18 protein-coding genes and 2 pseudogenes are annotated in these 24,645 nt (G+C 68.3%); 8 read left to right on the forward strand and 12 right to left on the reverse strand.

What is annotated here, in order from left to right:
- Window positions 1-2: 2 nt before the first annotated feature.
- Entirely contained in the window at window positions 3-3,371 is a 3,369-nt protein-coding gene (locus SK803_RS14325; protein WP_319966464.1) for an eCIS core domain-containing protein, read from the forward strand.
- Window positions 3,372-3,470: 99 nt separating this feature from the next.
- On the opposite strand, the gene SK803_RS14330 is transcribed toward SK803_RS14325, so the two are convergent.
- The 3 genes from SK803_RS14330 to SK803_RS14340 are packed head-to-tail and all read right to left on the reverse strand — an operon-like array spanning window position 3,471 to window position 6,628.
- Window positions 3,471-4,100, reverse strand: coding sequence for a response regulator transcription factor (locus SK803_RS14330; protein ID WP_319966465.1), 630 nt, complete (start codon window positions 4,098-4,100; stop codon window positions 3,471-3,473).
- On the reverse strand, window positions 4,097-5,371 hold the full coding sequence (locus SK803_RS14335; RefSeq protein WP_319966466.1) for a sensor histidine kinase: 1,275 nt from the start codon (window positions 5,369-5,371) through the stop codon (window positions 4,097-4,099). Before SK803_RS14335 ends, SK803_RS14330 begins: the two co-directional genes overlap by 4 nt.
- A gap of 45 nt (window positions 5,372-5,416) precedes the next feature.
- Entirely contained in the window at window positions 5,417-6,628 is a 1,212-nt protein-coding gene (locus SK803_RS14340) for an acyltransferase family protein (protein ID WP_319966467.1), read from the reverse strand.
- Window positions 6,629-6,992: 364 nt separating this feature from the next.
- On the opposite strand from SK803_RS14340, the gene SK803_RS14345 reads away from it, so the two are divergent.
- Both SK803_RS14345 and SK803_RS14350 read left to right on the forward strand, forming a co-directional pair.
- Entirely contained in the window at window positions 6,993-8,855 is a 1,863-nt protein-coding gene (locus SK803_RS14345; protein WP_319966468.1) for a glycoside hydrolase family 44 protein, read from the forward strand.
- Window positions 8,855-8,944, forward strand: a pseudogene (locus SK803_RS14350) (DNA-binding response regulator); the annotation flags it as partial. The gene SK803_RS14345 and the pseudogene SK803_RS14350, both read left to right, overlap by 1 nt.
- On the opposite strand, the gene SK803_RS14355 reads toward SK803_RS14350, so the two are convergent.
- The 3 genes from SK803_RS14355 to SK803_RS14365 all read right to left on the reverse strand — a co-directional run bounded on the left by SK803_RS14355 (window position 8,920) and on the right by SK803_RS14365 (window position 10,436).
- The gene (locus SK803_RS14355) at window positions 8,920-9,099 is read right to left on the reverse strand and encodes a hypothetical protein (RefSeq protein WP_319966499.1); all 180 of its coding nucleotides are present in this window, start codon (window positions 9,097-9,099) and stop codon (window positions 8,920-8,922) included. The pseudogene SK803_RS14350 and the gene SK803_RS14355 sit on opposite strands and share 25 nt — an antisense overlap.
- A gap of 20 nt (window positions 9,100-9,119) precedes the next feature.
- On the reverse strand, window positions 9,120-9,497 hold the full coding sequence (locus SK803_RS14360) for a hypothetical protein (protein WP_319966469.1): 378 nt from the start codon (window positions 9,495-9,497) through the stop codon (window positions 9,120-9,122).
- A gap of 546 nt (window positions 9,498-10,043) precedes the next feature.
- Window positions 10,044-10,436 (reverse strand): hypothetical protein, encoded by a 393-nt coding sequence (locus SK803_RS14365; protein WP_319966470.1) that lies wholly within the window; start codon window positions 10,434-10,436, stop codon window positions 10,044-10,046.
- Between the two features lie 99 nt (window positions 10,437-10,535).
- Between SK803_RS14365 and SK803_RS14370 the strand changes: the two genes are divergently transcribed.
- The gene (locus SK803_RS14370) at window positions 10,536-16,088 is read left to right on the forward strand and encodes a DUF5005 domain-containing protein (RefSeq protein ID WP_319966471.1); all 5,553 of its coding nucleotides are present in this window, start codon (window positions 10,536-10,538) and stop codon (window positions 16,086-16,088) included.
- Window positions 16,089-16,356: 268 nt separating this feature from the next.
- Here the strand turns inward: SK803_RS14370 and SK803_RS14375 are convergent, their stop codons facing one another.
- Window positions 16,357-16,773, reverse strand: coding sequence for a DUF3995 domain-containing protein (locus SK803_RS14375; RefSeq protein WP_319966472.1), 417 nt, complete (start codon window positions 16,771-16,773; stop codon window positions 16,357-16,359).
- Between the two features lie 53 nt (window positions 16,774-16,826).
- On the opposite strand from SK803_RS14375, the gene SK803_RS14380 reads away from it, so the two are divergent.
- Window positions 16,827-17,393: a TetR/AcrR family transcriptional regulator gene (locus SK803_RS14380; protein ID WP_319966473.1), complete on the forward strand. Its 567-nt coding sequence runs from the start codon at window positions 16,827-16,829 to the stop codon at window positions 17,391-17,393.
- Between the two features lie 30 nt (window positions 17,394-17,423).
- Here the strand turns inward: SK803_RS14380 and SK803_RS14385 are convergent, their stop codons facing one another.
- Entirely contained in the window at window positions 17,424-17,555 is a 132-nt protein-coding gene (locus SK803_RS14385) for a DUF3140 domain-containing protein (RefSeq protein ID WP_319966474.1), read from the reverse strand.
- Window positions 17,556-17,716: 161 nt separating this feature from the next.
- On the opposite strand from SK803_RS14385, the gene SK803_RS14390 reads away from it, so the two are divergent.
- From SK803_RS14390 to SK803_RS14400, 3 genes are all read left to right on the forward strand, one after another.
- A complete protein-coding gene (locus SK803_RS14390) occupies window positions 17,717-17,995 on the forward strand; it encodes an isoamylase (protein ID WP_319966475.1) in 279 nt (92 codons plus the stop codon).
- A 25-nt stretch (window positions 17,996-18,020) separates the two neighbouring features.
- Entirely contained in the window at window positions 18,021-18,248 is a 228-nt protein-coding gene (locus SK803_RS14395; RefSeq protein ID WP_319966476.1) for a hypothetical protein, read from the forward strand.
- Between the two features lie 772 nt (window positions 18,249-19,020).
- Complete coding sequence (locus SK803_RS14400) at window positions 19,021-21,678, forward strand: RICIN domain-containing protein (protein WP_319966477.1); 2,658 nt, start codon at window positions 19,021-19,023, stop codon at window positions 21,676-21,678.
- 61 nt (window positions 21,679-21,739) lie between these two features.
- Here the strand turns inward: SK803_RS14400 and SK803_RS14405 are convergent.
- The 4 genes and pseudogenes from SK803_RS14405 to SK803_RS14420 form a co-directional block, all read right to left on the reverse strand.
- Window positions 21,740-22,261, reverse strand: a pseudogene (locus SK803_RS14405) (helicase); the annotation flags it as partial.
- 216 nt (window positions 22,262-22,477) lie between these two features.
- Complete coding sequence (locus tag SK803_RS14410) at window positions 22,478-22,936, reverse strand: hypothetical protein (protein WP_319966478.1); 459 nt, start codon at window positions 22,934-22,936, stop codon at window positions 22,478-22,480.
- Window positions 22,937-23,477: 541 nt separating this feature from the next.
- Entirely contained in the window at window positions 23,478-23,630 is a 153-nt protein-coding gene (locus SK803_RS14415) for a hypothetical protein (RefSeq protein ID WP_319966479.1), read from the reverse strand.
- A gap of 258 nt (window positions 23,631-23,888) precedes the next feature.
- Window positions 23,889-24,344 carry a hypothetical protein gene (locus SK803_RS14420; RefSeq protein WP_319966480.1) on the reverse strand — a complete coding sequence of 152 codons (456 nt, stop codon included), beginning with the start codon at window positions 24,342-24,344 and terminating at the stop codon, window positions 23,889-23,891.
- Window positions 24,345-24,645 lie beyond the last annotated feature (301 nt).

Consider the following 24,645-nt stretch of genomic DNA (forward strand, 5'->3'; position numbering starts at 1 on the left):
TCATGACCGAGCCCGCCGGGGCCGAGCGGCGCGCCAAGGGCGCGGCGCCGTCGAGCCGCGAGCCTGCCCCGCCCGATCTTGGCCGGACGGCGACGGCGACGACCGGCACCGGCGGCGCCTCGCTCGGGCAGCTCGCCGTGCGGGCGAAGTCGAAGGTCGGCGCAACCGGCGACCCGGCGGAGAAGGAAGCGGACACGGTCGCGGATCAAGTCATGCGGCGTGCGGTGGTGCCGCCCGTGGCCGCGGGACAGGAGACCATTCGCAGACAGGCCACCGTTCCCGACGAAGGCGGGGACACGACCGACCAGGTGCAGTCCCAGATCGACGTCTCCGTCGGACATCCCTTGCCACCACAGGCCCGCGTGCACTTCGAGAGCGCGCTCAGCCGGGACTTCGGCGACGTCCGGATCCACGACGACGCGGCCGCCGCCCGTGCGGCCGACTCGTTGAACGCCATGGCTTTCACCCGCGGCCACGACATCTACTTCGCGTCCGGCGCCTACGATCCGGACAGCGAGGGGGGACGCCGCCTGCTCGCACACGAACTGGCGCACGTCGTGCAGCAGACCGGCAGGGCCGAGGCACCGATCCGCCGCGAAACCAAGACCAAGGCCGACCCGAAGAAACCCGCCTACGACAACAAGGCCGCGCCCTCCACCACCAAGTTCGACAACCCGAAGGTCGGCAAGATCGACACGGATGCCAAGACGGGCGAGATCGCCAAGCTGGCCATCCCACCGTTCAAACGCAAACTCACCGACAAGACGCAGATCAAGCTCCGCAAGTCCGGCGAGAAGCGCAGCACCGACCAGATCGCACAGTGGGAGGCGACGGTACTGGCCGACGTCGAGACCGCGGTCAAGGGCCGGGTCAAGCAACGGACCCCGCCGCACTACCTGTCCTTCGAGCACAAGAGATGGCGGACCATCTACTTCATCGGCACGCCTGCCGAGATCGCGAAGGGCGTGGCCAGGCCTGGGTGGGACCAGAAGGGCGACAGCGCGCAGTTCGACGTCGACCACAAGCTCGAGTACCAGCTCGGTGGCCACGACAAGACACCCACCGACAACCTGTGGCTGCTCGACTCCGGTGCCAACCGCAGTGCCGGCTCGCAGATCAACGTCGAGATCGTGAAGCAGCGCGACGCGTTGATCACCGCGGCCCGGCCGCACCTGAAGCCGTCGCCGAGGCCGAACACCGTCCTGCGCGACTACACCTTCACCGTCGCCGAGCTCGTCGACGGCAAGGACCCTGATGGCACGAAGGTGTTCTGGACCGCGGCGGACATGAAGAAGGCAGCGGTCGCCAAGCCGCTGCGATGGGTGCCGAAGAAGAAGATCGACGACTTGCGCGGCAGCGCGAAGAAGCTGTCGCTCTACACCCGTGCCCAGGGCGGGAGGGTCAAGCAGGTTCCGTTCGACGGCAAGTCGGCGGCGCCGAAGGACTGGGAGAGGGAAGGCCTCTTCACCATCAAGAAGGTCAACTGGACGCCGCCGGCAGGGGGAGCGAAGCCGGGCGTACAGGTCGGCAACATCACCGGAACCGCGTTCTCCAAACCCAAGAAGGGCAAGGAGACGATCAGCCCGTTCCCGCTGGACATCCCGATCATCGGCATGACCGGCGTCGAGTACGGCGGATTCCTGAGGGTCGGACCGGGCAACAAGGCGCGTTCTCCGTTGTTCAGCCCGGTCGAGTTCGGGCCGCTGGAGTTCGACGTCGAGCGCGGCCTGCTCGGCCGTGGCCGGATCCTGCCCGACATCGCGCTTCTCCAGGGGCGCGCGGACCTGAGCCTGATCCTCGACGAACGCGGCCTCGGCCTCGAAGCCGTGCTCACCGCCGGCAGCTTCGCCCTGCCAGGCCCCTTCAAGATCACCGGCGGCTACCTCGCTCTGTCCGCGGCGGGCCTGCCGCCGAAGTTCGAGGCCGACGGCCGGGTCGGCTTCGAGATCGAGAGTCTCGCGACCGGGTTCTTCGAGGCGAGTCTCGCCGGCGGTGCGTTCGGCGTCGCGGGCGAGCTGAACTTCGACAAGTCGATCTTCACCGAGGCGAAGCTCGGCGTCAGTCACCGCGAAGGGAAGTGGGGCGTCACCGGCAAGCTCGCCATCGGCGAGAAGAGGGTCACCGGCATCAAGAGCGCGTCCGCCACTGTGAAGATCGAGGGCGACAGCGTGACCGCCGACGGCGAGTTCGAGTCGTCCGTGAAGGGCGTCAAGAGCGGCAAGCTCGGGTTCTCCTACGACCCGACCGCGGGCATGAGCATCGACGGCCTGCTCACCCTCGGCGAGCTGCCCGGCATCCGCGGCGGCACGGTGAAGGCGAAGGTGGCGAAGAAGAAGGACGGCGAGGGCTGGAGCCTCGCCGGCGAGGTCACCGCCGAGCCCGCGATCCCCGGCGTGACCGGGTCGATCACCGGCCGCTACGAGGACGGCGCGTTCCTCGCGATGGCCGACCTCGCCTACCAGCGCGGCCTGCTCGACGGACGGCTGATGCTGGGCCTCACGAACCAGAAACCGGGCCCCGACGGCAAACCGGCGGGTCCACCGGAACCCGGCCTGCTGATCGTCCACGGCCGCGGCTCGCTCGCGCTGAAGCTCACGCCGTGGCTCGTCGGCACGGCAACGGTCGAGGTCCGTCCCAACGGGACGATCGCGGTGGCGGGCGGGATCGCGCTGCCGCTGAAGTTCGAACTCTTCGCGCGCAAGGAGCTCAACAGGCGGATCTTCTCGATCGGCATCGACATCCCGATTGTGGGCATCTCGGTCCTCGGTCAGCGGATCGGCATCTTCGCCACCATCGGCGGCGGCATGGACCTGGTCGCGGGCATCGGCCCTGGCGTGCTGCTCGGCACCGGAATCCAGGTGAGTTACGACCCAGAACGCGAGGACGCCACGACGGTCGAAGGCCAGACCCAGCTGGTCGTACCCGCCGACGCGGGCCTGCGACTGTTCGTCCAGGGCTCGGTCGGCGCGGGCATTCCCGTCGTGAGCGCGCGTGCCGGAGTCGAGCTGGCAGGCCAACTCGGCATCGCCGGCCAGCTCACCGCCGCCGCGCACCTGCTGTGGACGCGTTCGGCGGGCCTGGTGCTCGACGCCGAGGCGAGCCTGTCGGCGTCACCGGCGTTCCGCTTCACCATCGACGCGTTCGCACTGGTGGAGGCCGAGGCGTTCGGGTTCTCGAAGGAGCTGTACAGCAAGAAGTGGAAGCTCGCGGCGTTCGAGTTCGGGTCCGCGCTGACCTTCGGCGTGACTCTGCCGGTGCACGCCGAGGCCGGTGACTTCCAGCTCGACTTCGCCAAGATGCGGTTCGTCTACCCGAGCATCGACCCTTCCGAGACAGCGCGCGGCGTGCTGCGCTCGGCCTTCGACGCTTGACACAACTGTCATGTCCGGCTTCGAGGCCACTCCCTTGATCGGCACGTAACCCTTCTCGGCCACGCGCCACGCCGCCCCAGCGAGGCGCAGGCACGATTGTCAGTCCCGCGGTTTCAGGTAGCCACGGGAGAATCCGGCGGCCACGGCGGCGGCCCGGTCGTTGACGCCCAGCTTCGCGTACACGTGCAGCAGGTGGGTCTTGACCGTCGTCTCGCTGATGAAGAGCCGCTTGCCCGCCTCGCGGTTCGTCGCGCCCTGGGCGATCAGCTCGAGCACCTCCAGCTCGCGTTGCGACAGCGGCGCCGGAGCCGGTTTGCGCACCTGGCTCAGGAGCCGGGTCGCGACGGTGGGGGAGAGCACCGCCTGCCCCCGTGCCGCTGCCTCCACCGCGCGGACGAGCTCCTCCCTCGGTGCCTCCTTGAGCAGGTAACCGGTGGCACCCGCTTCGATCGCCGGCAGCACGTGGCTGTCGGTGTCATAGGTGGTGAGCACCAGCACCCGTGACGGCACCCCGCGCTCCGCCAGCTGCCGGATGGCGGCGACCCCGTCGGTCCCGGGCATCCGCAGGTCCATGAGGATGACGTCGGGGCGCAGACGTTCGCCGGCCGCGACCGCCTCCGCGCCGTCAGCGGCTTCGCCGACCACTTCGAAGCGAGGATCGGCACCGAACATGCCCCGCAGCCCGTCCCGCACCACCGGGTGGTCGTCGACGATCAGCAGCGTGATCACACCCCACCCCCGGCGGGGATCGCCGGCAACGTCACCGTGATCGCGGTGCCCCCGCCCGGTTCGGACTCGACGTCGAGCCGTCCCGCGAGTCGATGCACCCGCTGCCGCATGCCGGCGAGCCCGAAGCCCCCGTCCGCGGAGCCGGAGCGCTGGGCGTCGGGCCGGAAACCGACCCCGTCGTCCAGCACGTCGAGCGTCACCAGGTCCTCCATGTACGACAGGGTCACGGCGACCCGACCGGCTCGGGCGTGCTTCGCGACGTTGGCGAGAGCCTCCTGCGCGGTTCGCAGCAGCGCCACCTCGACATCGGTGTGCATCGGCCGGGCATCGCCGGTCGTGGTCAGCACCGCCTCGACCCGGTTCACTTCGGACCAGCGCCTCGCCACGTCGCCGAGCGCGTCCGGCAGGCGGGCGGACGCCAGCGCGGACGGCCCCACGGCGTGCACCGTCCGCCGGGCCTCGGTCAGGCTCTCCCGGGCCAGGGTCATCGCGTTCGTCACGTGCCGGCGCGACACCGCCGGTTCGTCCGCCTGCTCCGCGGCCTGGAGCTGGGTCAGGATGCCGGCCAGGCCCTGGGCGAGCGTGTCGTGGATTTCCCGTGCCATCCGCTGCCGCTCGTCGAGCACGCCGGCCTCGCGGGCCTGCACCAGCAACCGGACGTGCAGGGCCGCGTTCTCCGCCAGCGCGGTCTCGAGCTCGGTGTTGGCCCGGTGCAGCTCGATCAGCGCCCGCTTCTGCCGGTGGTTGCGGCGGTCGGACATCACGTCGGCGTAGAAGGCCGCCGTGGCGATCACCGTGGTGACCGCGCTGACGGCGGGCCACTGCCACCACTGCTCGGCCGTCATGCTGTCCGCCCCTCCCACGTACGAGATCGCCGAGACCGCGGACGTGACAGCCACGCCGACGTACCGCCACCGGCCCTTCAGGTACTGGAAGGCGTGCACGTAGCCGATGAAGGCGAAGAAGCCGAACCAGGGTGTGAGCAGCACCAGGCAGGCGGTGATCGCCATGAGACCCGCGTAGTACAGGCCCATCAGCCGGTCGTGGTCGTGCCATTCGGGGTGGGCCGTGTGGAACCACGCCACCCACGCGGTGAGCACGGTCGAAAACCCGAGCACTGCAGGGAAGTGCACCGGCGCGTCCCACAGCGGTTGCAGCAGGGTGAACACGACGCTGACCGCCAGCAACGGGTACGGGAGCACCTTCAGGACCGCCGACTCCTTGCGCTCCCAGCGGTCGAACTCCTCGCGCAACTCGGCCTCGACGTTCACCCCGGCAATGGTCGCACGCCCGTGCCCCGGCATGGCAAAGCCGCGCTACACCACTGCCCGCACGGCGGGCACACGGCGCAGAGCGCCTGAGATCAGCCAGCTCGCGGCCGCGGCGACCACCAGAGCCAGCAGGAACTTCAGGACGGGTACGGCGTCGAGCGGTCGAAGCAGCTCCACGGTTCCGACGATGACCGGCGCGTGCAGGAGGTAGACGGCGAAGGTGTTGTCGGCGAGGTAGCCGCCGAACCGCGACGCACCGGCGACGAAGCGTTGGAACACGCGGAGCAGGACCAGGACGACGCCGACCGCGAACAGCGACTCCCACAACGCGAGAGCCAGGTGGGCGAGGTCGTGACCGGCCAGGTCGTCGGGCGATGCCAAGCCTCGGTAACCGCCCAGCGCCATCGGCACGAATGACACCAGCACGAGGAGCACGCCGAACCAGCCCGATCGCCGCGGAAGCGCCTCGAACCAGCGGCGGCGGTACGCCAGGACGCCGGCGATGAAGAGCAGGACGTACTGCGGCAGGTACGCGGGGCTGGGCAGCCCGAGCACCGGCTCATAGGTCCCGAGAGGGACGAAGATCCGCCACCCGTAGGTGACCAAGCCGAGTACGAGCGTGAAGCCGAGCAGATCCCGTCGCCGCAACGGTTTCGACCGCACCGGCTCCGCATTCCCGCGCAGGTGCCGTGCCAACGCGTACACGAGCGAGAAGATCAGCAGAACCTCGAGGAACCAGGCCGGCCCGACCTCCCAGGTGGTGAAGTAGTAGACCACAAAGGACGGTCTGGTCGCGGACGGCAGGCCGAAATAGGTCGGGAGGACGAAGAACGGACGCAGCAGCAGGATGAACGCGAGGAAGGGGATCCCGAGGCGTTTCAACCGCTCGACCGCGAACGCGCGCTGCCCCCTCCTGTCCACCGCGCCGGGGGCGAAGTACCCGGACAGCAGGAAGAAGAACCCCATGAAGAACGTCTGGTTGACCACGAGCAGCAGGTCCAACGGCACCGCCGCGGATGCCGGGACGGGCTCTTGCCGGTTCGGCCAGACGTCGAGGTTGCTGTAGGGCGCCGCGCAGTGGTGCGCGACCACCAGGAGCGTCAGGAAGACCCGGAGGTTGTCGAAGTAGGAGATGCGCGCCGGAAGGGAAGTGCGGACGACGTCGGGTGAGGTCATGCCGAAAGCCTGTCGCGCGCGAGAAGGCGCCGGATCGACCGCGCGGGTGTGGATCACCGCGAACGCGGCGGACCCCTCCATCCTCCGATCGGAGGATGGACGAAGTTGCGGGCATCGACGTCACGTTCGCCACCGCCGCGCCTCGCCGATTCGATCCCGGTGTTCAGCATGCCGAGCTTCCTCGGTCTCCAACGTTGCCCGCTTTTTAGCGACGATTAGCTGAAGCTTTTTGAATCAGGCGAACATGCTTTCTGGCAAGCGTTTCGATTGTTCGAGTCGAATAGATCGAATATGTTGGCAACGGCTTGACTGGTATCGAACTTCTCGCCAGTGTCAGTGGTGAATGAACGTCGATGCGCTGGAGGGCCTCGTGGCAGGTGATCGGCGATCACGGAAACCGCGAGCGATCACGGCCGCAGGTCTGGCGGCGTCTGTGGTCGCGGCGATGTTCACGGTCCCGACAGCCACGAGCGCCGCGGCGGCGACCGCCGGGCCCGCGCTGTCGGTGGACGTCTCGGCTGCGCGGCATGCGATCAGTCCCGGCATCTACGGCTTGAACGGCGGTGATCCGGCGTTCAACGCCGAGATCGGCCAATCGGTGGCGCGCTGGGGTGGCAATGCCTCCAGCCGGTACAACTTCAAGAACCGCACCTACAACACCGGCAGTGACTGGTTCTTCGAGAACATCGTCGCCGACGAGCCACACTCCGTCGAAGGAATGGTCGGGTCGAACCTCGGCCGCGGCATCAAGCCGGTCGTCACCGTGCCCATGATCGGCTGGGTGGCCAAGGACTCGCCGTCGTCCCACCCGTTCAACTGCGGGTTCCCGGCGACCCGGTTCCCGCAGCAGGACAGGTTCGACGAGTGGGACCCCAACTGCGGCAACGGCCAGCTGAACGGGCAGAACCTCACCGCTGTGCCGGAGGACAGCTCGATCAGGGCGGATGCGGCGTTCGCCGGGGAGATGGTGTCGCACCTGGTGAGCAGGTTCGGCACGGCGGCGCAGGGTGGCGTGCCGATCTACGAGCTCGACAACGAGCCGGTGCTGTGGGCCCACACCCATCGGGACGTGCACCCCGAACTGGTCTCGTACGACGAGCTGGGCGGCAAGGGCACCGCGACCGCTGCCGCGATCAAGGCCGCCGATCCGAGTGCGGCGGTTCTCGGCCCGTCCGGCTGGGGGTACTGCGAGTGGGTCGCGTCCGGGGTGGACGGTTGCGGGCCGGGTGCCGACTCGGCCGCGCACGGCGGGCTCAACCTCTCCCAGTGGTATCTGAAGAACATGAAGGACTACAGCGACGCCCACGGAGGTAAGCGTTTCCTCGATTACTTCGACCAGCACTTCTACCCGCAGATCGGCGGAGGCAAGGACCCGGAGAACAACGCGTTGCGGCTGAGGTCCGTGCGGTCGCTGTGGGATCCGACCTATGTCGAGGAGTCCTGGATCGGCCCGGGCGGGGTCAACGCGCCGCCGTTGCAGTTCATTCGCACGATGAAGTCGTGGATCGCCCAGCACTACCCCGGCACCAAGACCGCCATCACCGAGTACAACTGGGGCGCGCTGGACGACATCAACGGCGCGCTGGCGCAGGCCGACGTCCTGGGCGTCTTCGGACGTGAAGGCCTCGACCTCGCCACGATGTGGGGCGAGCCCAAGCCGACCGATCCGGGTGCGTACGCGTTCCGGATGTATCGCAACTACGACGGCGCGGGCAGCCGGTTCGGTGACACCAGCGTGTCGGCCACCTCTGCGGACCAGGGCAAACTGGCGGTGTACGCGGCGCAGCGCTCGTCCGACAGCGCCCTGACCGTCATGGTCGTCAACAAGACCGGGGAAGACCTGACCTCGCCGCTGTCGGTGGGCGGGTTCGACAGCACCGGTACCGCGCAGCGGTTCACCTACAGCCCAGCCGACCTGGGCGCCATCGTGCGCGGCGATCTCCCGGTCAGCGGCGGTCGCGTCGACGCGACGTACCTGGCGAACTCCATCACGCTGCTGGTCCTGCCACCGGCCGGGTGCTCGGCGAGCCTGCACGTCAACGGGGACTGGGGCACGGCGCACGTCGCGACGGTGACGGTCACCAACGAACGCCGCACGGCGATGACCGGGTGGCGGGTCAGCTGGACGTGGCCGGCCGGCCAGCAGGTCACCAACTCGTGGAACACCGCCCTGGAGCAGGAGGACACCCGCGTGGTCGCCGCGGATGCCGGGTGGAACGGCTCGATCGATGCGGGCGGCAGCAGGACCTTCGGGTTCCAGGCCACCGGCAGAGCGGCGACGCCGGCGTTGACCTGCACCCCCACCTGACGTACGTGTCGCGCATCCTCACCAAGCTTGACCTGCGCGACCGCGTGCAGGCGGTGGTCTACGCCTACCGTCGCGGGCTGGTGACCTGACCGATCACCGGGCGATCAGGCCCACGGCCGGATCGTCGATCTGAGTTCCACGCCGCCGCTGCGGACAGCACATCGTCGCTGGGCTTCAGGTCCAAGACGAACGTGTCGTCGAAGTCGGGCGTCTGCCAGAGATGGCTGGTGAAGCCGACCGCCACCGCGGCCGAGTGTGGGGTTGTCAGCCCTTCTGCAGGTAGGCGTCGATGATCCGGCCGTCCCTCGGAGGGGAGCTGAAGGTGTCCTTGTTGCCCTCCGGGCAGGCCTTGTTGCTCGTCCACGTGCTGCCGTCGGGGTAGTTGGCCGTCACCCACCCGCACATGCCGTCGGACCTGGTGTCCTTCACCCAGCCTTCGATCCAGATCTGGGTGCTGTTGCAGCGAACCGTCCAGCTGGCCTTCGCGCCGCCGAGGTCCGGGTTCTTGACGGCTCCGCACGAAGCCATGATCGAGACCGGATCACCGGCATCTGATGTAGTGCTCGCCAACGCGGGTGTCGTGCCGATCGTCATGACGGCCAACGAGGCCGCCAGCCACAGATTCTTGGACGCGGGGTACACGTGGATCGCCTCCGATGCGTTCGCCGTGACAACCGCTTCCGGATGTCGGCTACCGGCGTGGACCCACGATGTGCCGTCGTTTCAGTGAAACTCCCGCGCTTTTCAACAATCCGCAGGTCGGGGCCGGCGTTGTCGTGCTCGTTCGTTTCCGATCGCCGTCGGTGGTGGCACCGTCGTCTCCGGCGGCGTCGACAACACCATCATCACGTGGGACATCAGCGAACTCGTCACGATCATCGACAACCTGCGGGACAGGGCGGGCCGCGAGGCGCTGCGGCCGATGACCGACGTGGAGTGGCGGAGTCATGACTACCTCAGCCACCTCCCGTACTCCGACAACTGCGCGGAACGTCAGGCGTTGTGGGCCTCGACGGAATCCGTTGAGACCCAACGGGTTGTCGTTCGAACGGAGCGTGGCGACCAGTGGTCTTGAGGTGAGCGGGTGAGTCAGCGCGACATGGCGCAAGCCGTCGCCGCCGCGCTGTCCTGCGTCCAGTAGATCCCGTACCGGGCTGCTGTCCGCGTGAGCAGGGTGTTCAACTGCGCCTAGGTGCTGATGTCGACGACGATCCCGGTATGTCCCTCCGGCACGAAATCGCCGAACCCCTCGACGAACTCCGTCCCGGAGGGGAACGCCGTGACCTCGACGCGCGGCAGCTCGTCCGTGCGCTCGAAGAAGACACCGGGGCCGCACCGGTGCGGCAGCGGGTGCGGCGGCTCGTAACCTGCGGCGATTACCGCTTCCAATTGGGCGGGGAACACGTCGTTCAACTGTCCTCTCCGGACGGTCACGACCACCCGGCCCGGTGAGGGCTGGAGTCCCCGGCCGCCGTAGCGCCGTTCCCTGATGATCTCGCCCTGCCTGGCCTTGATCAGTTCAGCCACCCGCGCGGTACGGCGATGCCTACGGGTCGCCCCGAAGAAACCTTTGGCTCCCACTGCTTCCCACCTTATGCTCTCGCCCCACGCCGGAACACGGCTCGTATTCGATGCTGGGGGCAGCGTATGCGCGGGTACAGATTTTTGGCGTCCTTGCTCGTGATCATCTCGCTGGTGCTGGGCATCGTGCCCTCGGCGGCGGCGCAGCCGGACGCGGGATGTCCGGACGTGCTCGTGCTCGGCTCACGTGGGTCTGGGGAGCCCCAGGACGGCGTCGGGGTGGGCAAGCCCGTCACCGAGTTCTGGAACCAGCTCCGTTCCCAGCTGCCGGCGGACAAGTCCATCGAGCTGTGGCCGAATCCCTACCGGGCCATCTCGCTCATCGGGGCCGTCGAACTGGTGCAGGTGACCGTTCCGCTGCTGTGGAACAAGGCCAACTACGGCCGCTACCGCGACTCGGTTGATGACGGCGTCGTGAGGCTCAGCGCGAAGATCACCGAGTTCGTCGCGGCGTGCGGCACCACCCAGCTCGTGATCTCCGGTTACAGCCAGGGCGGACAGGTGTCGGCGGAGGTCTACGAGTCGCTGGCCCCTTCGGTCCGCAGCCGCGTGGCGGGCATGGTGCTGTTCGGCGAGCCGGTCTTCAACTCCGCGTCCCGCAGCGCCCTGGGCAACTTCGAGTACGGGCGGCACGGATCGCTGCAGGGCCCGCGTCCCGAGTTCACCGAGCCGGAGCGGGTGCTGTCCTACTGCCACTTCCAGGACTTCGTGTGCCAGGGGATGTGGGACTGGAACCGGCTGAAGAAGCCGACCCAGCTGTTCGGCATCGCACCACACCTCAACTACGACACGCTGGGCAACTTCGCGGGCGGGCCGACCTACCCGGAGTCGGCCGCGCGCACGATCGCCGGCAGGCTGCGCCCGGCGCCGCCGTCCGCGGGACCGACCGCGGTGATCACGCCGGTTGACGGCGCGGTCGCGGGCGAACCCGTCGGCATCACGGCCGCGCAGTCGGTCGATCCGCAGGGCCGCAAGCTGACCTACCACTGGGATCTCGACAACTCGGGGCAGTACAGCACGACCTCCCCCGGACCCGCCGTGATCGCCACCTTCGACACCGCCGGACAGCGGACGGTCGGCCTGCGCGTCACCAACGACGCCGGGCAGAGCGCCGTCACCTCCGCCGTCATCCCGGTCGTCGCGCCCGACGACTTCACCGCGCCACCCGGCAAGCCCGTGGCGGTGACGTCCACCCCGTCGCCCGACCAGACCTCGGCGACGCTGACCTGGCAACCGGCCCCGAGCGGACCGCCCGCCGAGACCTACGAGGTCGTCACCACCGACGGCCAGGTGATCGCCGCGATCGAGCACGGGGGAGCCGGCCAGTTCACCCTACCGGCCGCCGAACTGCCGATCTCCGTTGTGGTGCAGGCGAAGAACCGCGCGGGCGACAGCCCGGACTCGGACGCCGTCGTCATGTCCGTGGCCGGGCCGGGCAAACCACACGGCGACCTGAACCAGCTCTGGAACGCGTACGGCGATCAGGGAGGGCACTGGACGGGCGGTGACCGCACCGCGTCGGTCCCGCTACCGGACGGGCGCACGGCATGGCTGTTCTCCGACACGTTCCTGGGAACGGTGAACCCCGACCACAGCAGACCCGCCAACTCGCCGATGCCGCGCAACACGCTGGTCGTGCAGAACGCGAACGGCAGCCTCGGCACGACGCTGCACGGAGGCACTCCCGAGGCACCGCGCGCCCTCGTCGAGCAGAGCGGTTCGTCCCTGATCCACTGGGTCGGTGACGGCGTCGTCGAAGGCGGCTCGTTGCGGGTGCTCTACAACCTCTACGAGTCGACCGGCCCCGGCGGCCTCGACGTGCGCCTCGCGGGCACGTCGCTCGCGACCTTCAGCCTGCCCGGTCTCCAGCTCACCGAACTGCGCAGGTTGTCCGTCGGCGCCACCACCGCGTGGGGATCGGAGATCCTCGTGGAGGGCGGGCACACCTACATCTACGGCTCCGAGAACAACAACGTCCGCGTCGCTCGGTCGGCGAACGGCGTCGGCGGAGCCTGGGAGTACTGGACCGGCAGCGGCTGGTCGTCCGACGAACTGACCTCGACGGCGGTGCTCAACGGTGTCGGCACCGCGTTCTCGGTGACCAAGGTCGGCCAGGAGTACGCCCTGGTGACGGTCGACGCGACGAACACGTTCAGCTCCACCGTGATGGGCTATGCGGCCACCGGGCTCACCGGGCCGTTCACCCGGCCCCGGGTTCTCTACCAGGCGCCCGAGGTGGGCAGCGGTGGCAAGCAGATCATCGTCTACGACGCGACCGTCCACCAGCAGTACAGCTCCGGCAGCACACTCCTGTTCTCCTACAACGTGAACAGCCTCAACGCGTCGGACAACTACGCCGACGCGCGGATCTACCGGCCCCGGTTCGTCAGCGCGAACTGGACACCGGGCGCGCCCGACCCGGAGGCCCTGCCCGGTCCTCCGACGAACCTGACCGCGCGGGACAACGGCGACGGCAGCGCCACGCTCGAATGGCGGCCCGTCCAGGACACCGGCGTCGTCTACCGGGTGTACCAGCGCGATCTCCGTGCCGCGCAGGCGGACTTCACCAGGCTTTCCGGCCGCTACGCACACCCGTCCGCGACCATCGGGTTCCTGCGCGACCAGCACCGTTACGAGTTCCGCGTCACCGCCGAGAACCCGGCGGGAGAGAGCGCGCCGTCCAACACCGCGGAACTCGATCTCCACGTGGGCAGACCGGAACCACCGACCGCCCTCACCGCCACCCCGAACGACGCCGGTGAGGTCAGTCTCCACTGGGTCCGGTCGCCGAGCTCGGGACTCGTCAACTACACGGTGCTGCGCCGGGACGAGACCGGCGGGGAGAACGAATTCACCCCCATCGGCGCACCGGACACGTCCTTGAACACCACGAAGGACACCGGGCTCGCGCACCAGCACACCTACGAGTACAAGGTGGTGGCGAGCCGCAGCGGCCTGACCAGTGATCCGTCGAACCTCGCGCAGGCCACCGCCCGGTACGCCCTGCCCGCCGCGCCCACGGGGCTGACCGCCACGTCCCGGCCGGACGGCCAGATCGACGTCGCCTGGCGGCAGCCGGAAGCCGGTGCGTGGTACTACGTCTACCAGCGGGACCTGACGATCGGGCAGCAGGTGCCGACCCGGCTCGACCTGCCCATCACCACGTGCTGCGGGTTCACCGCCGGATACCTCACCCACGGCCACGAGTACGAGTTCCAGGTGTCCGCGGTCAACCGCGGTGGCGAAGGCCCGAAGTCCGCCCCCGCCACCGCCGTCTCGACCTATCCGGTGCCCCAGGCCCCGACCGCGCTCACCGCGACGCCGGGCAACGGCGAGGTGAAGCTGCGCTGGACCGCGAGCCCGACACCCGACGTCTTCTACTGGATCTACCAGAGGGACGTCACGGGCGGCGAGACCACGTTGAGGCAACTGCCCTACCCGCTCTCGACCTGCTGCGAGTTCACCGCCGGTCTGCTGGCGAACGACCACGAGTACGAGTTCGCGGTGTCCGCGACGAACCAGGCCGGGGAGTCCCCGTCCGCCGGTCCGGTGCGGGCCACCCCGAAGGCGCCGCTGCCGGAACGACCGACCGGGCTCACCGCGACCCCGCGTCCGGACGGGACGATCAAGCTGACCTGGCAGGAGGCGACACCGAACACCTGGTTCACCGTCTACCAGCGCCATGTCGACAACGAGCCGGACTTCACGGCGCTGCCCCTGCCCATCACCACCTGCTGCGAGTTCACCGCGGGCATGTTGGAGCACAACGAGGCCTATGAGTTCAAGGTCGCGGCGACCAACGGCACGGGGGACAGCCCGCACTCGCAGGTCGCGCGTGCCACCGCGTTCTACTCACCGCCACCGGCACCGGGCAACCTGCGCGGGCGCGCGGCCGGCAACGGCAGGGTCTCGCTGGACTGGGACTCGGCCGGCCCCAGCCTCTTCTACTGGGTCTACCAGCGCAACGCCGGGTCGGGGAACTTCCAGAAGTCGCTGTTCCCGACCGACCGCCTCGAGGCGAGCATCGAACCCCTGGTGCACGGCACCGCGTACGAGTTCTACGTGACCGCGCAGAACGCGGGTGGCGAAGGACCGCCCTCGGCGACGGTCCAGGTGACGTCGCTGGGCGGGCTGCCCGCACCACCGGGCGCGCTGACGGCGACGGCGGGCGACGGCCAGGTCAGCCTGACCTGGGTGGCGAGCACGACACCGGGCGCGCAGTACTACGTCTGGCAGCGCGACACCGCCGCCCAGTCGTGGAAACGCCTGCCGATCCCGGTCAACTGCTGCTCGTTCACCGCGGGGCTGCTCGCCAACGGCACCACCTACGAGTTCAGGGTGACCGCGGCCAACGCCTCCGGCGAGAGCACTCCGTCCACTGTGGCCAGTGCCAGGCCGATGCCACCGCTTCCGGCGGCGGCGAGCGGCCTGTCCGCCGTGGCGGGGGACGGCAAGGTGACCCTGAACTGGAACGCCAGCCCGTCACCGAGCGTCATGTACTGGATCGAGTACCGCGCGGGCGGCAACTGGACGCGGCTCCAGTACCCGCTCTCGACCTGTTGTGCCTTCACCGTCGAGCGTCTGGCCAACGGCACGACCTATCAGTTCCGGGTCTTCGCCGCCAACCTGTCGGGCGACGGAGCACCGTCCAACGTGGCCAGTGCGAGGCCGATGCCGCCACTGCCGGCGGCGGCGAGTGGCCTGTCCGCGGTGGCGGGGGACGGCAGGGTGACGCTGAACTGGAACGCCAGTCCGTCGCCGAGCGTCATGTACTGGATCGAGTACCGCGCGGCGGGCGGCACCTGGACCCGTCTGCGCTATCCGCTGTCCACGTGCTGCGGCTTCACCGTCACGTACCTGGGCAACGGCACCACCTACGAGTTTCGCGTCTTCGCCACGAACCTCGCAGGAGACAGCGCACCGACCAACGTGGCGAGCGCACGTCCGATGCCACCGTTGCCCGTCGCGCCGAACGCCCTTTCCGCGACCCTGGAAGGACAAACCACGGCGAAGCTCCTCTGGACAGCCGTACCGAACGCCTACTACTACGTCTATCTCCGCAGGGGCAACGGCGCGTTCGAGAGGCTGGCCTATCCGTTCAGCACGAACTACGCCACGGTGCCGATGCAATACGGCTACTTCTACGAGTTCTACGTCACGGCCATCAACATGACGGGGGAGAGCGGCCACTCGCCGCACGCCACGGTCCGCTCCGGTCCGAGGGACTTCATCACGCAGTGCGCGACGGCGGTCGGCAGCTTCCCGAACCCGATCAGTGGCGACCCCAGTAACCACTACGCCTTCCCGAAGGCGACGATCTGCGGCTACCGCAACGGCTCGAAGATCGACTACTCGCTGACGTGGACCACCTCCGGCCATCGCCTGATGTACGGCTACTTCCGGTACCAGATCGAGGACTGCGCGACCGGCAACATCGTCAGTGAGAACGAGATGAACTACCCCACGGAGCCCTCCAGGACAGACGAAACCCGGAACGGGGTGCTGCAGATCGACTGGCGGCGAATGTACCGCGTGCACGCCTTCGGCGAGGGGAACATCCTCGTCGGCACGAATCCCGGTCCGTACTACGCCAGATTCACCTGGGGGCCTGGTTACTCGCCGAGGTTCGATGCCTGGAGTTCGTGCTTCTGACCGATGGCGCTCGCGGTCACCGTCATGCAAACGGTGACCGCGAGCTTCACCACCGGTCCAGGGGCGCGAGTTCGCGTTTGAAGTCGGGGCAGTCGACCAGCGGTTCGTGCGTGCAGGTCGCCGCGTGCTCCAGGCTGGCCCGCATCCGTTGCAAGGCACCGGACACCTGACCCGGATGCCCTACATGAACGCGATCGTATGCGCTCGGATTCCTGACACGCCGTCCTGGAACTCGGAACTGTTGCCAGGACGGCGGTGCAGGAAGGGGTCATCCCAGTGCGGCGACTGTTGCGCAGCATGCCGCCAGAACAAGGCACAGTGGCGAGTAGATCCGCTGGTCGAGCCGGGCGAAGTCGGTGTCCTGCCGTGACGACACCACCAGACCGCCCGCACCGCGCAGCAGGAACACCGCGGCGACGCCAGCCGTCCCCACGGCCGCCAGCCAGGTGGGGCCCGGCATCGGCGCCACGCCCACGCGGCCCGCGACGATGTAGGCGGCCACCCCGAGCAGTACCGCGACCGCGCCAGTCGCCGGCCCACTTGGCAGCTTTTCCACTGGAACGCCCACCACTCGGCTAGCGAACTGCTCGCGGGTGCGCAGAGGCCATGGCGAGAACATCCACACCACGTGCAGGGCGCCGACCAGCGTCAACACCGCAGCCGTGCCCAAACCCAACACCGTCATCGCGCGCCTCCAGCGTTCCGTACACCCCTGCATGGTCAACCGTACAGTACTGTATGGACGTGGCTCGGTTGTCGAAGCAGGACTGGCTCACCGCGGCGCTCGTCGCCCTGGCGAAGGGCGGCGTGAGCGCGGTGGCCGTGGTGCCGCTCGCTCAGCAGCTCGGTGTGACGCGAGGCAGCTTCTACTGGCACTTCACCGATCGGACGGCGCTGCTGCGCGACGCTCTGCAGTGGTGGGAGCAGGAAGGCACCATCGCGGTGATCGATCGGGTGGCGGCCATCGCCGACCCGCGGGACAAACTCCGCCGGCTCTTCCTGATCGCGATCACCGAAGATCCGGCGAGTGGGCTGGAACCCGCGTTGGTGGCACATGCCGACGACCCGGTGGTCGCGCCGATCCTGCAGCGGGTCACCGAACGCAGGGTCGCGTTCCTGGCCGAGGCCTACGCGGAACTAGGACTGCCTGCGACGCGCGCCCGGCAACAGGCCGTTGTCGCGTACTCCGCTTACGTCGGCTGGGTGCAACTGCGACGCGCAACGCCCGACGTTCTGCCGGAGGTCGTTGACGACCCGGAGGCCCTGGCATACCTCGTGGACAACCTCATCGGTCTCACCGGATGACGCTCGTGCACATCGATCCACCAGCTGGACTCAACAGCTGCGTTGAGGACGGACGGAACAACAGCACCAGAAGCTTGTGTCGGCGAGGCTCGACTCGTCGGTGTTGAGCCAGCGCTTCAGTTCCAACGCCGTCATGTTGACCGCGTCGGCGAACTCGCTCACGATCTCTGCCTACATTCGCTCCGCTACGCATTGACCTTCGCGGGATCACTCGATCCGGCGACCTCACGCCCTCCCCAGGCGCGCCGACTCGTCCGATGTGGACACAACCGGCAGGCTGTCACAGCGTTGCGACTGAAACACGTGGAAGGAACGACGAGCGGATGATCCGAATCGTGCCCGCCAAGGACCAGCACGTGCGGGTGACCTGGGCGCTGCCCCGGCACGAGCCGCCAGGGCCGGTGAGCGTGGTGGGTGACTTCAACGGCTGGACACCGGGAGCGACCGAACTCCGCGCCCGCTCGAACGGCAATCGCACCGCGGCCGTCGTCGTTCCGCGCGGCACGACGCTGCGCTTCCGCTACCTCGGTTCGAACGGCCACTGGTTCGACGACTCGGACGCGGCGGCACAGGACGACCACGGCTGCATGATCACCGTCTGACGAGGCCCCCAAGCAGAAGCCCGCCGTGAAAGTGGAGCTGACGTTCGCCGGCGTGCCGCTGGACGTGGACATACGTGCACGTGGTGCCCAGCTTGTCCTGGAAGGGTTCCTCGTGGGCGGTGAACGCGACCCCGTCGCCGGCAGCGAAGCCATCCTCATCGAGCTGGAAGAGTCCTTGCTGCGACGCCTGCTCCCCGCGCCGGACGCTCGTCGAGCGGTCGGTATGCCCGATCAGGATGGCGGCAAGCCGTGATCCCGGAATGTCGGCGTCGGGCCCGGAACTGGGTGACTGTGCCGACGGAACATCGGAACGAAAAGTAACCGCCAAGGGTGATCTTGGCGAGCAGGGCTGGGCTCCAGCATGGCGACGAAGAGATCGCTATCTGGCCTCGCGAGAGCTTCAAACCTGAGGGATGGCGATGAGGCGAGCGAGGGGCATGCTGAACGGCTGCGATGGCGGGCCGGTCGTCGGTGGCGCGCGTAGCGATGGCGATCTCCACGGGTGCTCCTTCGAGCGGTACGAAGCAGACATCCGGGCGAGGGTAGAAGCGGCTGGCGGCGTGGGCGTGCAGGGCCAGTCGGCCGGTCGTCGCTACGGCTGCCGGGATGGCGGCGGGGTTTGGCCGGCCAGTTCGCGGCGTCGGCGTGCCAACTGCTATGCCGAACTTTTTGTTGTCCCGGGAGGCGTTGACCTACACATGAGACCGATCAATCTTGACCTGGCTGATCTGGACCTGGGTGGATAAGTCGTACCAATAAGGCCAATTGACCGCTCTGACCAGGCGTCCGACTGGTCTAGTTGGACTCGTTCTCTTCAACATGTACTACCTATTGACCGCCGCACGCGCCGAGCCCTACCTTGAGAACCGTTGCCTGAGCAGACCTGCACCGGCACCCACATTCACGCCCGGTCAGAACTGTGTCAGGCGCGTGTCCGCCTCATGAACAGAGCATTGGTCCACTGTGGACTGTGCGTTGGCCGCCGCCGGCATTGAGAACTCTTAGCCAGGACAAGGAGTTCAAGCATGGTACGAGTGTTGGCGCGGGCCGTGGTCGCGGTAGTGCTCGCCGTGGTCGGGGTGACGAGCCCGATCCCGGCGGCTGGTTCCGCCGCTCCGGTGCCGGACGTGAACGGGGTCGCCGCGGACGTGAACGGGGTCGCCGCGGGCAACGCCGCGATCGGGTCCGTCGATCTGGCCGGAAGGTGGAGCTTCACGCCGGCGGGCCGGGCGGCCACGACGATCACCGTGCCCGGTGGTGGTTGGTACAAGCAGGGCTTCACCGACGTGTCCGAGGCGACGTACTCGCGCACTGTCACCGTGCCGGACTCGGGGCAGCCGCAGTCGGCGTGGATCGAGTTCGGCGCGGTGAACCACCAGGCGACCCTGTCGGTCGACGGGCGGGTCGTCGCCACCCAGACGACCGCGTTCACCCCGTCGAACTTCGACATCACCGCTTTCGCGGCGCCCGGCACCACGCACACGATCAGCGTGAACGTGAAGGGCCGCAACGCGTTGAAGACGCCGGCAGGCAAGTACCTGGTTCCCGACGCCGCCCCCTGGTCCGAGGCGGTGCCGCAGGGCATCTTCCGTTCGGCGTTCCTGCGCGTGTACTCGGCCGTGTACGTGAGCGACGCCTTCGTTCGCACCTCGGTGACAGACCAGAGCCTCACCTATGACGTGTCGGTGACCAACACCTCCGGCAACGCCCGTACCGTCACCCTCGGTGGCACGCTCGCCTCGGACAACGGCGAGACCTTCAACTACCCCGCCCTGCCCAGTCGCACCGTCACCGTCGCGGCCCGATCCACCGCGACGGTGACCGTCGGCCCGGTGGCGTGGTCTCTCGGCACCGCTTCGTACTGGTGGCCGAACGTGCCGTACCGCCAGGGATATCGCGCTCAGCTGCACCGGCTGTCGGTGCACGCGTCCACCGATGACGGCCGCACCAGCGACGCCACGTACCGGTTCGGGTTCCGGGAAAGCACCCAGAACGGCGAGTACTGCCGCCTCAACGGTGTGCGGCTGAACGTGCGCGGCGACAACCTGCAGGGCGCCAACTACGACCGGATCAACAACGGCGGCAAGGGCGACGCCTACCACACGCTGCCCGGCTTCCTGCCGCCCTCGGCGGGCAACGGCGGCTGGCCGCAGGCGGTCGACAACTATCTGCGGCTCAACTTCAACGTCGTCCGGATCCATCAGGAGCCGGCCAGTCCGTACATGCTCGACACGGCCGACGAGCTCGGCCTGATGATCATCGACGAGACCGCCATCCGCGGCTCCGGCGGCCCACAGGACTTCAACGCCGGTCGCGCCAACATGGTGGCCCACGCCCGCGCGCTGGTCCTGCGCGACCGCAACCATCCCGCGATCATCCGCTGGAGCCAGGTGAACGAGCCGAACGGCGGCGAGTACGACTCCGAGCAGTTCCAGCGAGAGCTGTACGCGGCCATGAACGGCGCCGACGGCACCAGGCCGATCATCACCGAGCTGGGCACCGGCGGGTCGCCCAACCAGTATCCCAGCATGACGCAGGCCAACTTCAACCTCATCCCGCACTACCTCGACGGCTTCGGCCGCTACGGCGAGCAGACCTGGTCCGTGGCCGGTCGGCCGGACGGCGAGGGCGAGTACATCTGGCCGGCGTGCAACACCAAGCAGGGCTTCGAGTGGTTCGCCACCACGACCGCCGCCAAGCGCGGCAAGGACACCAGCGACCTACGGCCCTACACGCTGCTGTCCGCCTGGGCGAGCGTCATCCCCGGCGTGCGGACCACGGACTTCACGCCGGAGGAGGGCGGCCGCCCTGTCTACGGCGTGGACAACCTGCCCGACCCGTGGAGCAACGCCCAGATCCAGCGGGTCCAGGCCGGCTTCAACCCGGTCGCCGCGATCGACCTGCCCTACTGGTCGGCGTCCGGTGTGTCCGACGCGAACGGCAGCTTCCCGCTACCGTCAGCTGTTCCCGGTTACGCCGGCAACACCAGGGTCGACCGCACCGTCACCGTCTTCAACGACACCCTCACCGGCACCGCCGTGGACTTCGCCTGGAGTGCCCGGCTGGACGGCCCCACCGGCGCGGTGATCGCCTCCGGCAGCACCACCCTCACCGTCCCGCTGGGTTCGCGAGTGAACCAGCCCGTGTCCTTCACGACCCCGGCCAGTGGCTCACGGGTCTACCTCGTCCTGTCCACCAGCAAGTCCGGCACCACCACGTTCACCGACACGGCCGAGTACTTCACCCTGGGCGCCGGCCAGAGCCCCGCGCCGGGTAAGTACCGCATCGTCAACCGCAACAGTGGCAAGCCGCTGGCCATCGCCGGCAACTCCACCGCTGATGGCGCCAAAGCCGTGCAGCAGACCGGAAACGCGACCTGGACCATCAGCACTGGCCAGAACGGAGCCTTCAGCCTGCGCTACGACGCGACCGGCAAGGTGCTCGACGTCAACGGTTCCTCTTCCACCACCGGGTTGCAGCTGCAGCAGTGGACCGCGAACGGCGGCAGCAACCAGCAGTGGTTCGTGCGGCCGGCGGCTGGTGGGTTCTTCACCATCGTCAACGTCGGTAACGGTCTCGCGGCGGACATCTACGGAGCGTCCACAAGCGACGGTGCGCAGGTCGTGCAGTGGGCTGCCAACGGCGGTGCCAACCAGCAATGGCAATTCCTGCCGCAGTCCTGACCTGAGGTGGACAGGAGGAAGAGCGCGGTGGCCAGCAGAAGTGTGAAGACCGCGAGCACGACTACGTCGTCAGGTTCACCTCGGCCAGCTGACCCAGGGTGGTGGGCAGCGGTTCGTGGTGCAGCACGCCGAGTCGTTGCGTGGCACGGGTGAGTGCCACGTACAGCTCGGCCTCGCCGCGCGGCCCGCCGGCCATGATTCGTCCGGCTCGACGACCAGTACCGAGTCGTACTCCAGGCCCTTGGTCTCCGAGGCGGGCACGTGCCGGGCACGCCGGGCGGTCCGATCACCACGCTCGTGCCTTCGAACTCCGCCTTCGCAGCCACGAACTCCTCGATGGCGGCGGGCAGCTCTTCGACGGAGACCTGCCGCGACCACGGCCGGACTCCGTTGGAGCGCAGGGATTGCGGGGCCCGCACGTCCGGCGCGAACTCGGCGAGCACCTGGGCGGCGACCGCCATGATCTCGGCCGGTGCGCGGTAGTTGACCGTCAGGGAGCGGTACTCCCAGCGGCCCGGCACGTACAGGTCGAGCATCTCGCCCACGAGGTGGCGCCCGCCGACGAACGGCGCTGGGCCCGATCACTTGTCGCCGCAGCACCCTTGCGGGCACGGCTCCAGTCTCTTGAACTCGACCAGATCGAGCGCCTCTCAACAGGTCGACGGCACCGTCTCGGCGGAGTCATCCACGAGTATCGCCATGCCGCTTAACCTGCGCGGATCGGTTTTCGGCACGCACAGGGCCGCTCGAGACTCAGGCGCGAGTCGTGCTGAGTTCTATTCCGCGGGCCTGCCATGGGTCAGACGGAGTGGACCAGGTGACGGGAAGGGCCGTAGCCGATCTTCCAGCTCGCGGAGTAGCCGAGGAGGCCGTCCGTGGTGCATCGGACCGCGATGCTGACCCAGCGGACGTCCGAGGTCGGGCTGTCGTCGTAGAAGGTGAAGCCGACCGCGGTCTCGAACTGATCCTCGCCGCAGGTGCACTCGACGATGTACCGGGCTTCGGCATCTTCGTCCGTGGTAGGCCAGTGCTCCCCGCTGTCCAGCATGTAAGCCGTCTGGCCACAGCTGACGCAGGTTCGGCGGACATAGGTGGACGACTCGTCGGTCTCGAGGACGAAGACCTGGCCCGCGCAGTGGCCGCAGCGCGCCGCGACCACCCGGTGCACCGGGTACTCGTCTTGATCCGTGCCGAAGTAGGCGATCAGATCGGCGAGGTCGTCTCCTGCCCACCGGTCATTGACCTTCCTGAGTGCCACAGAAGCAAGGTAACGGGCGGCACCGGAGCCGGTGACGCCAGGCGGCGTGAGTTCCCCCTGCGCCAACGACGAGAGCCTAATGCGGCGGTCTCCTTGCCGTTCTCGAATTTGCGCGCGGTCCAGGGGGAGGGGGCGGTGGTGGGTCGCGACCAGACTCGGTCGTTGGTGGGAGCACTGCTCTTTGGTCGTGACCCGCAACAGACCGTCGTCACGGTCAACGGGTCGAACCCCCGCTCGTTCGAGGAACCAAGCCGGTGCTTGGCCCCGGAACCAGGACGGCATGTGCAGCAACGCCAACGGGGGAACACCACCTGCACCTGCCCTGACGAGATCTACGAGTCCGATCAGCTGGGCAGCGCGCCGCCTTCTCGCTCGACGGGCGCGAACAGATCGCCCACGATCGTCTAAAACTGACTGAGGTTGTTGGCAGTCTGGGTTTCCAGTGACTAGCAGATCTGGATGTCAGAGCGCGTGTGGAGTGAGAAGGATCTGGCCAGGCGGGCAGGCCGGCGGCTGGCCGTCCTGCGCCACGCCGAAGAGGTCAGCGGCAACGCGGCCGCCACCTGCCGCTACTACGGCAGTTGGCGTGGCCGGTGTTGACGTAGTAGTCGGACATGAAGCCCTCGCCGCCGGAGTACACGATGTAGTCCCAGAGCTTGTTGCCGTAGATGTTCTGGCCGGACCGCTGGCACACGATGTGAACCGGCGTGCCTGGCGGGACGGTCTTTGCGCGCCATCCGATTTCGAGTGGACACGCGCCCAACGACTCGGCGTGGATCAGCGATTTCGGCAGGACTTGCCTCGGCTGTCTGGCGGAGCGAGGGAAGTAGCGACGTACCCGTCGGTCCTGTCGTGCTCAGCGCGGTTGGACTGGCTCACCCGTGTCGAGGTACGCAGTAGCTCAAGGCGCTTCCGGGTCTGCTGCTCGCCGGCAAGAAGTGTGGCTGGCGGTTCAGTGTGGCGGCTCGACGCCGTCGGTCCGTTCGAGGTCGGAGATCCACAGAGCAAGCGCTGCCCGTGCGTCGCGCAGGGTGCGTGCCGGCTCGCCGAGTCCGCGCAACGCCAGCCGCCGCTGTTCGAGCCTGGGGCTCCGGAACTTCGGGAAGGCGAGCTTGAGGCACGTGTCGATCATCTCGGCGTGGTAGTGCAGTAGCTGAGTCACCCGGAACTCCAGCGACGCGCGGTCGGCGTCGCCGATGAGGTCCAGAGCCCATCCGTGCAGCTGGCAGTAGCCGGACGCGATCCGGCCGCCTCGGCGGGCCACCTGTGCCGGGACGTCGCCAGGTTGCGCGCAGGCGTCGATGATGCGCTCGGCGGCGGGTTGGAGTGTGACCGCAGGGGTGGCTACCTCCAGCAGCGACTGCAGCGCGACCAGACGCGCGGCGGCGGGATCCTTCGCAGCTGCCACGGCCGCGCCTCGCCGCGGGCGACGTCCCGGAATCCGCATGTGATCCACCAGCCTCGATGAGCCAGCCCGGAAGCATCCAGTATGAACCGCCACGAGGCGCGCCGCGAGGTGCGGGAGTGTGGATGGGCTTCCGGCCGGTCGGGCGTCACGCTAGACGCCGCCGAGGGTGACGAATTGGCAGGAGTAGCTCGTTGCGACAGCTCAGAGTCGTGCGCGGCGGATCCGTTCGCCTCCGTGTTCTCGCGCACTGCCGTTGGAACGGCTTGAGGTGAGCGGGTACGAGATCGAACCGCCGGCGTGC

It is taken from the genome of Lentzea miocenica (assembly GCF_033949945.1).
Classification (GTDB): Bacteria; Actinomycetota; Actinomycetes; order Mycobacteriales; family Pseudonocardiaceae; genus Lentzea; species Lentzea miocenica.

Excerpts from the sequence above, each read along its gene's own strand:
- SK803_RS14375 (WP_319966472.1), bottom strand. The coding sequence starts at position 16,773 with ATGACGGTGTTGGGTTTGGGCACGGCTGCGGTGTTGACGCTGGTCGGC.
- SK803_RS14380 (WP_319966473.1), top strand. The coding sequence starts at position 16,827 with ATGGACGTGGCTCGGTTGTCGAAGCAGGACTGGCTCACCGCGGCGCTC.
- SK803_RS14340 (WP_319966467.1), bottom strand. The coding sequence starts at position 6,628 with ATGGAGGGGTCCGCCGCGTTCGCGGTGATCCACACCCGCGCGGTCGAT.
- SK803_RS14400 (WP_319966477.1), top strand. The coding sequence starts at position 19,021 with ATGGTACGAGTGTTGGCGCGGGCCGTGGTCGCGGTAGTGCTCGCCGTG.
- SK803_RS14345 (WP_319966468.1), top strand. The coding sequence starts at position 6,993 with ATGTTCACGGTCCCGACAGCCACGAGCGCCGCGGCGGCGACCGCCGGG.
- SK803_RS14325 (WP_319966464.1), top strand. The coding sequence starts at position 3 with ATGACCGAGCCCGCCGGGGCCGAGCGGCGCGCCAAGGGCGCGGCGCCG.
- SK803_RS14390 (WP_319966475.1), top strand. The coding sequence starts at position 17,717 with ATGATCCGAATCGTGCCCGCCAAGGACCAGCACGTGCGGGTGACCTGG.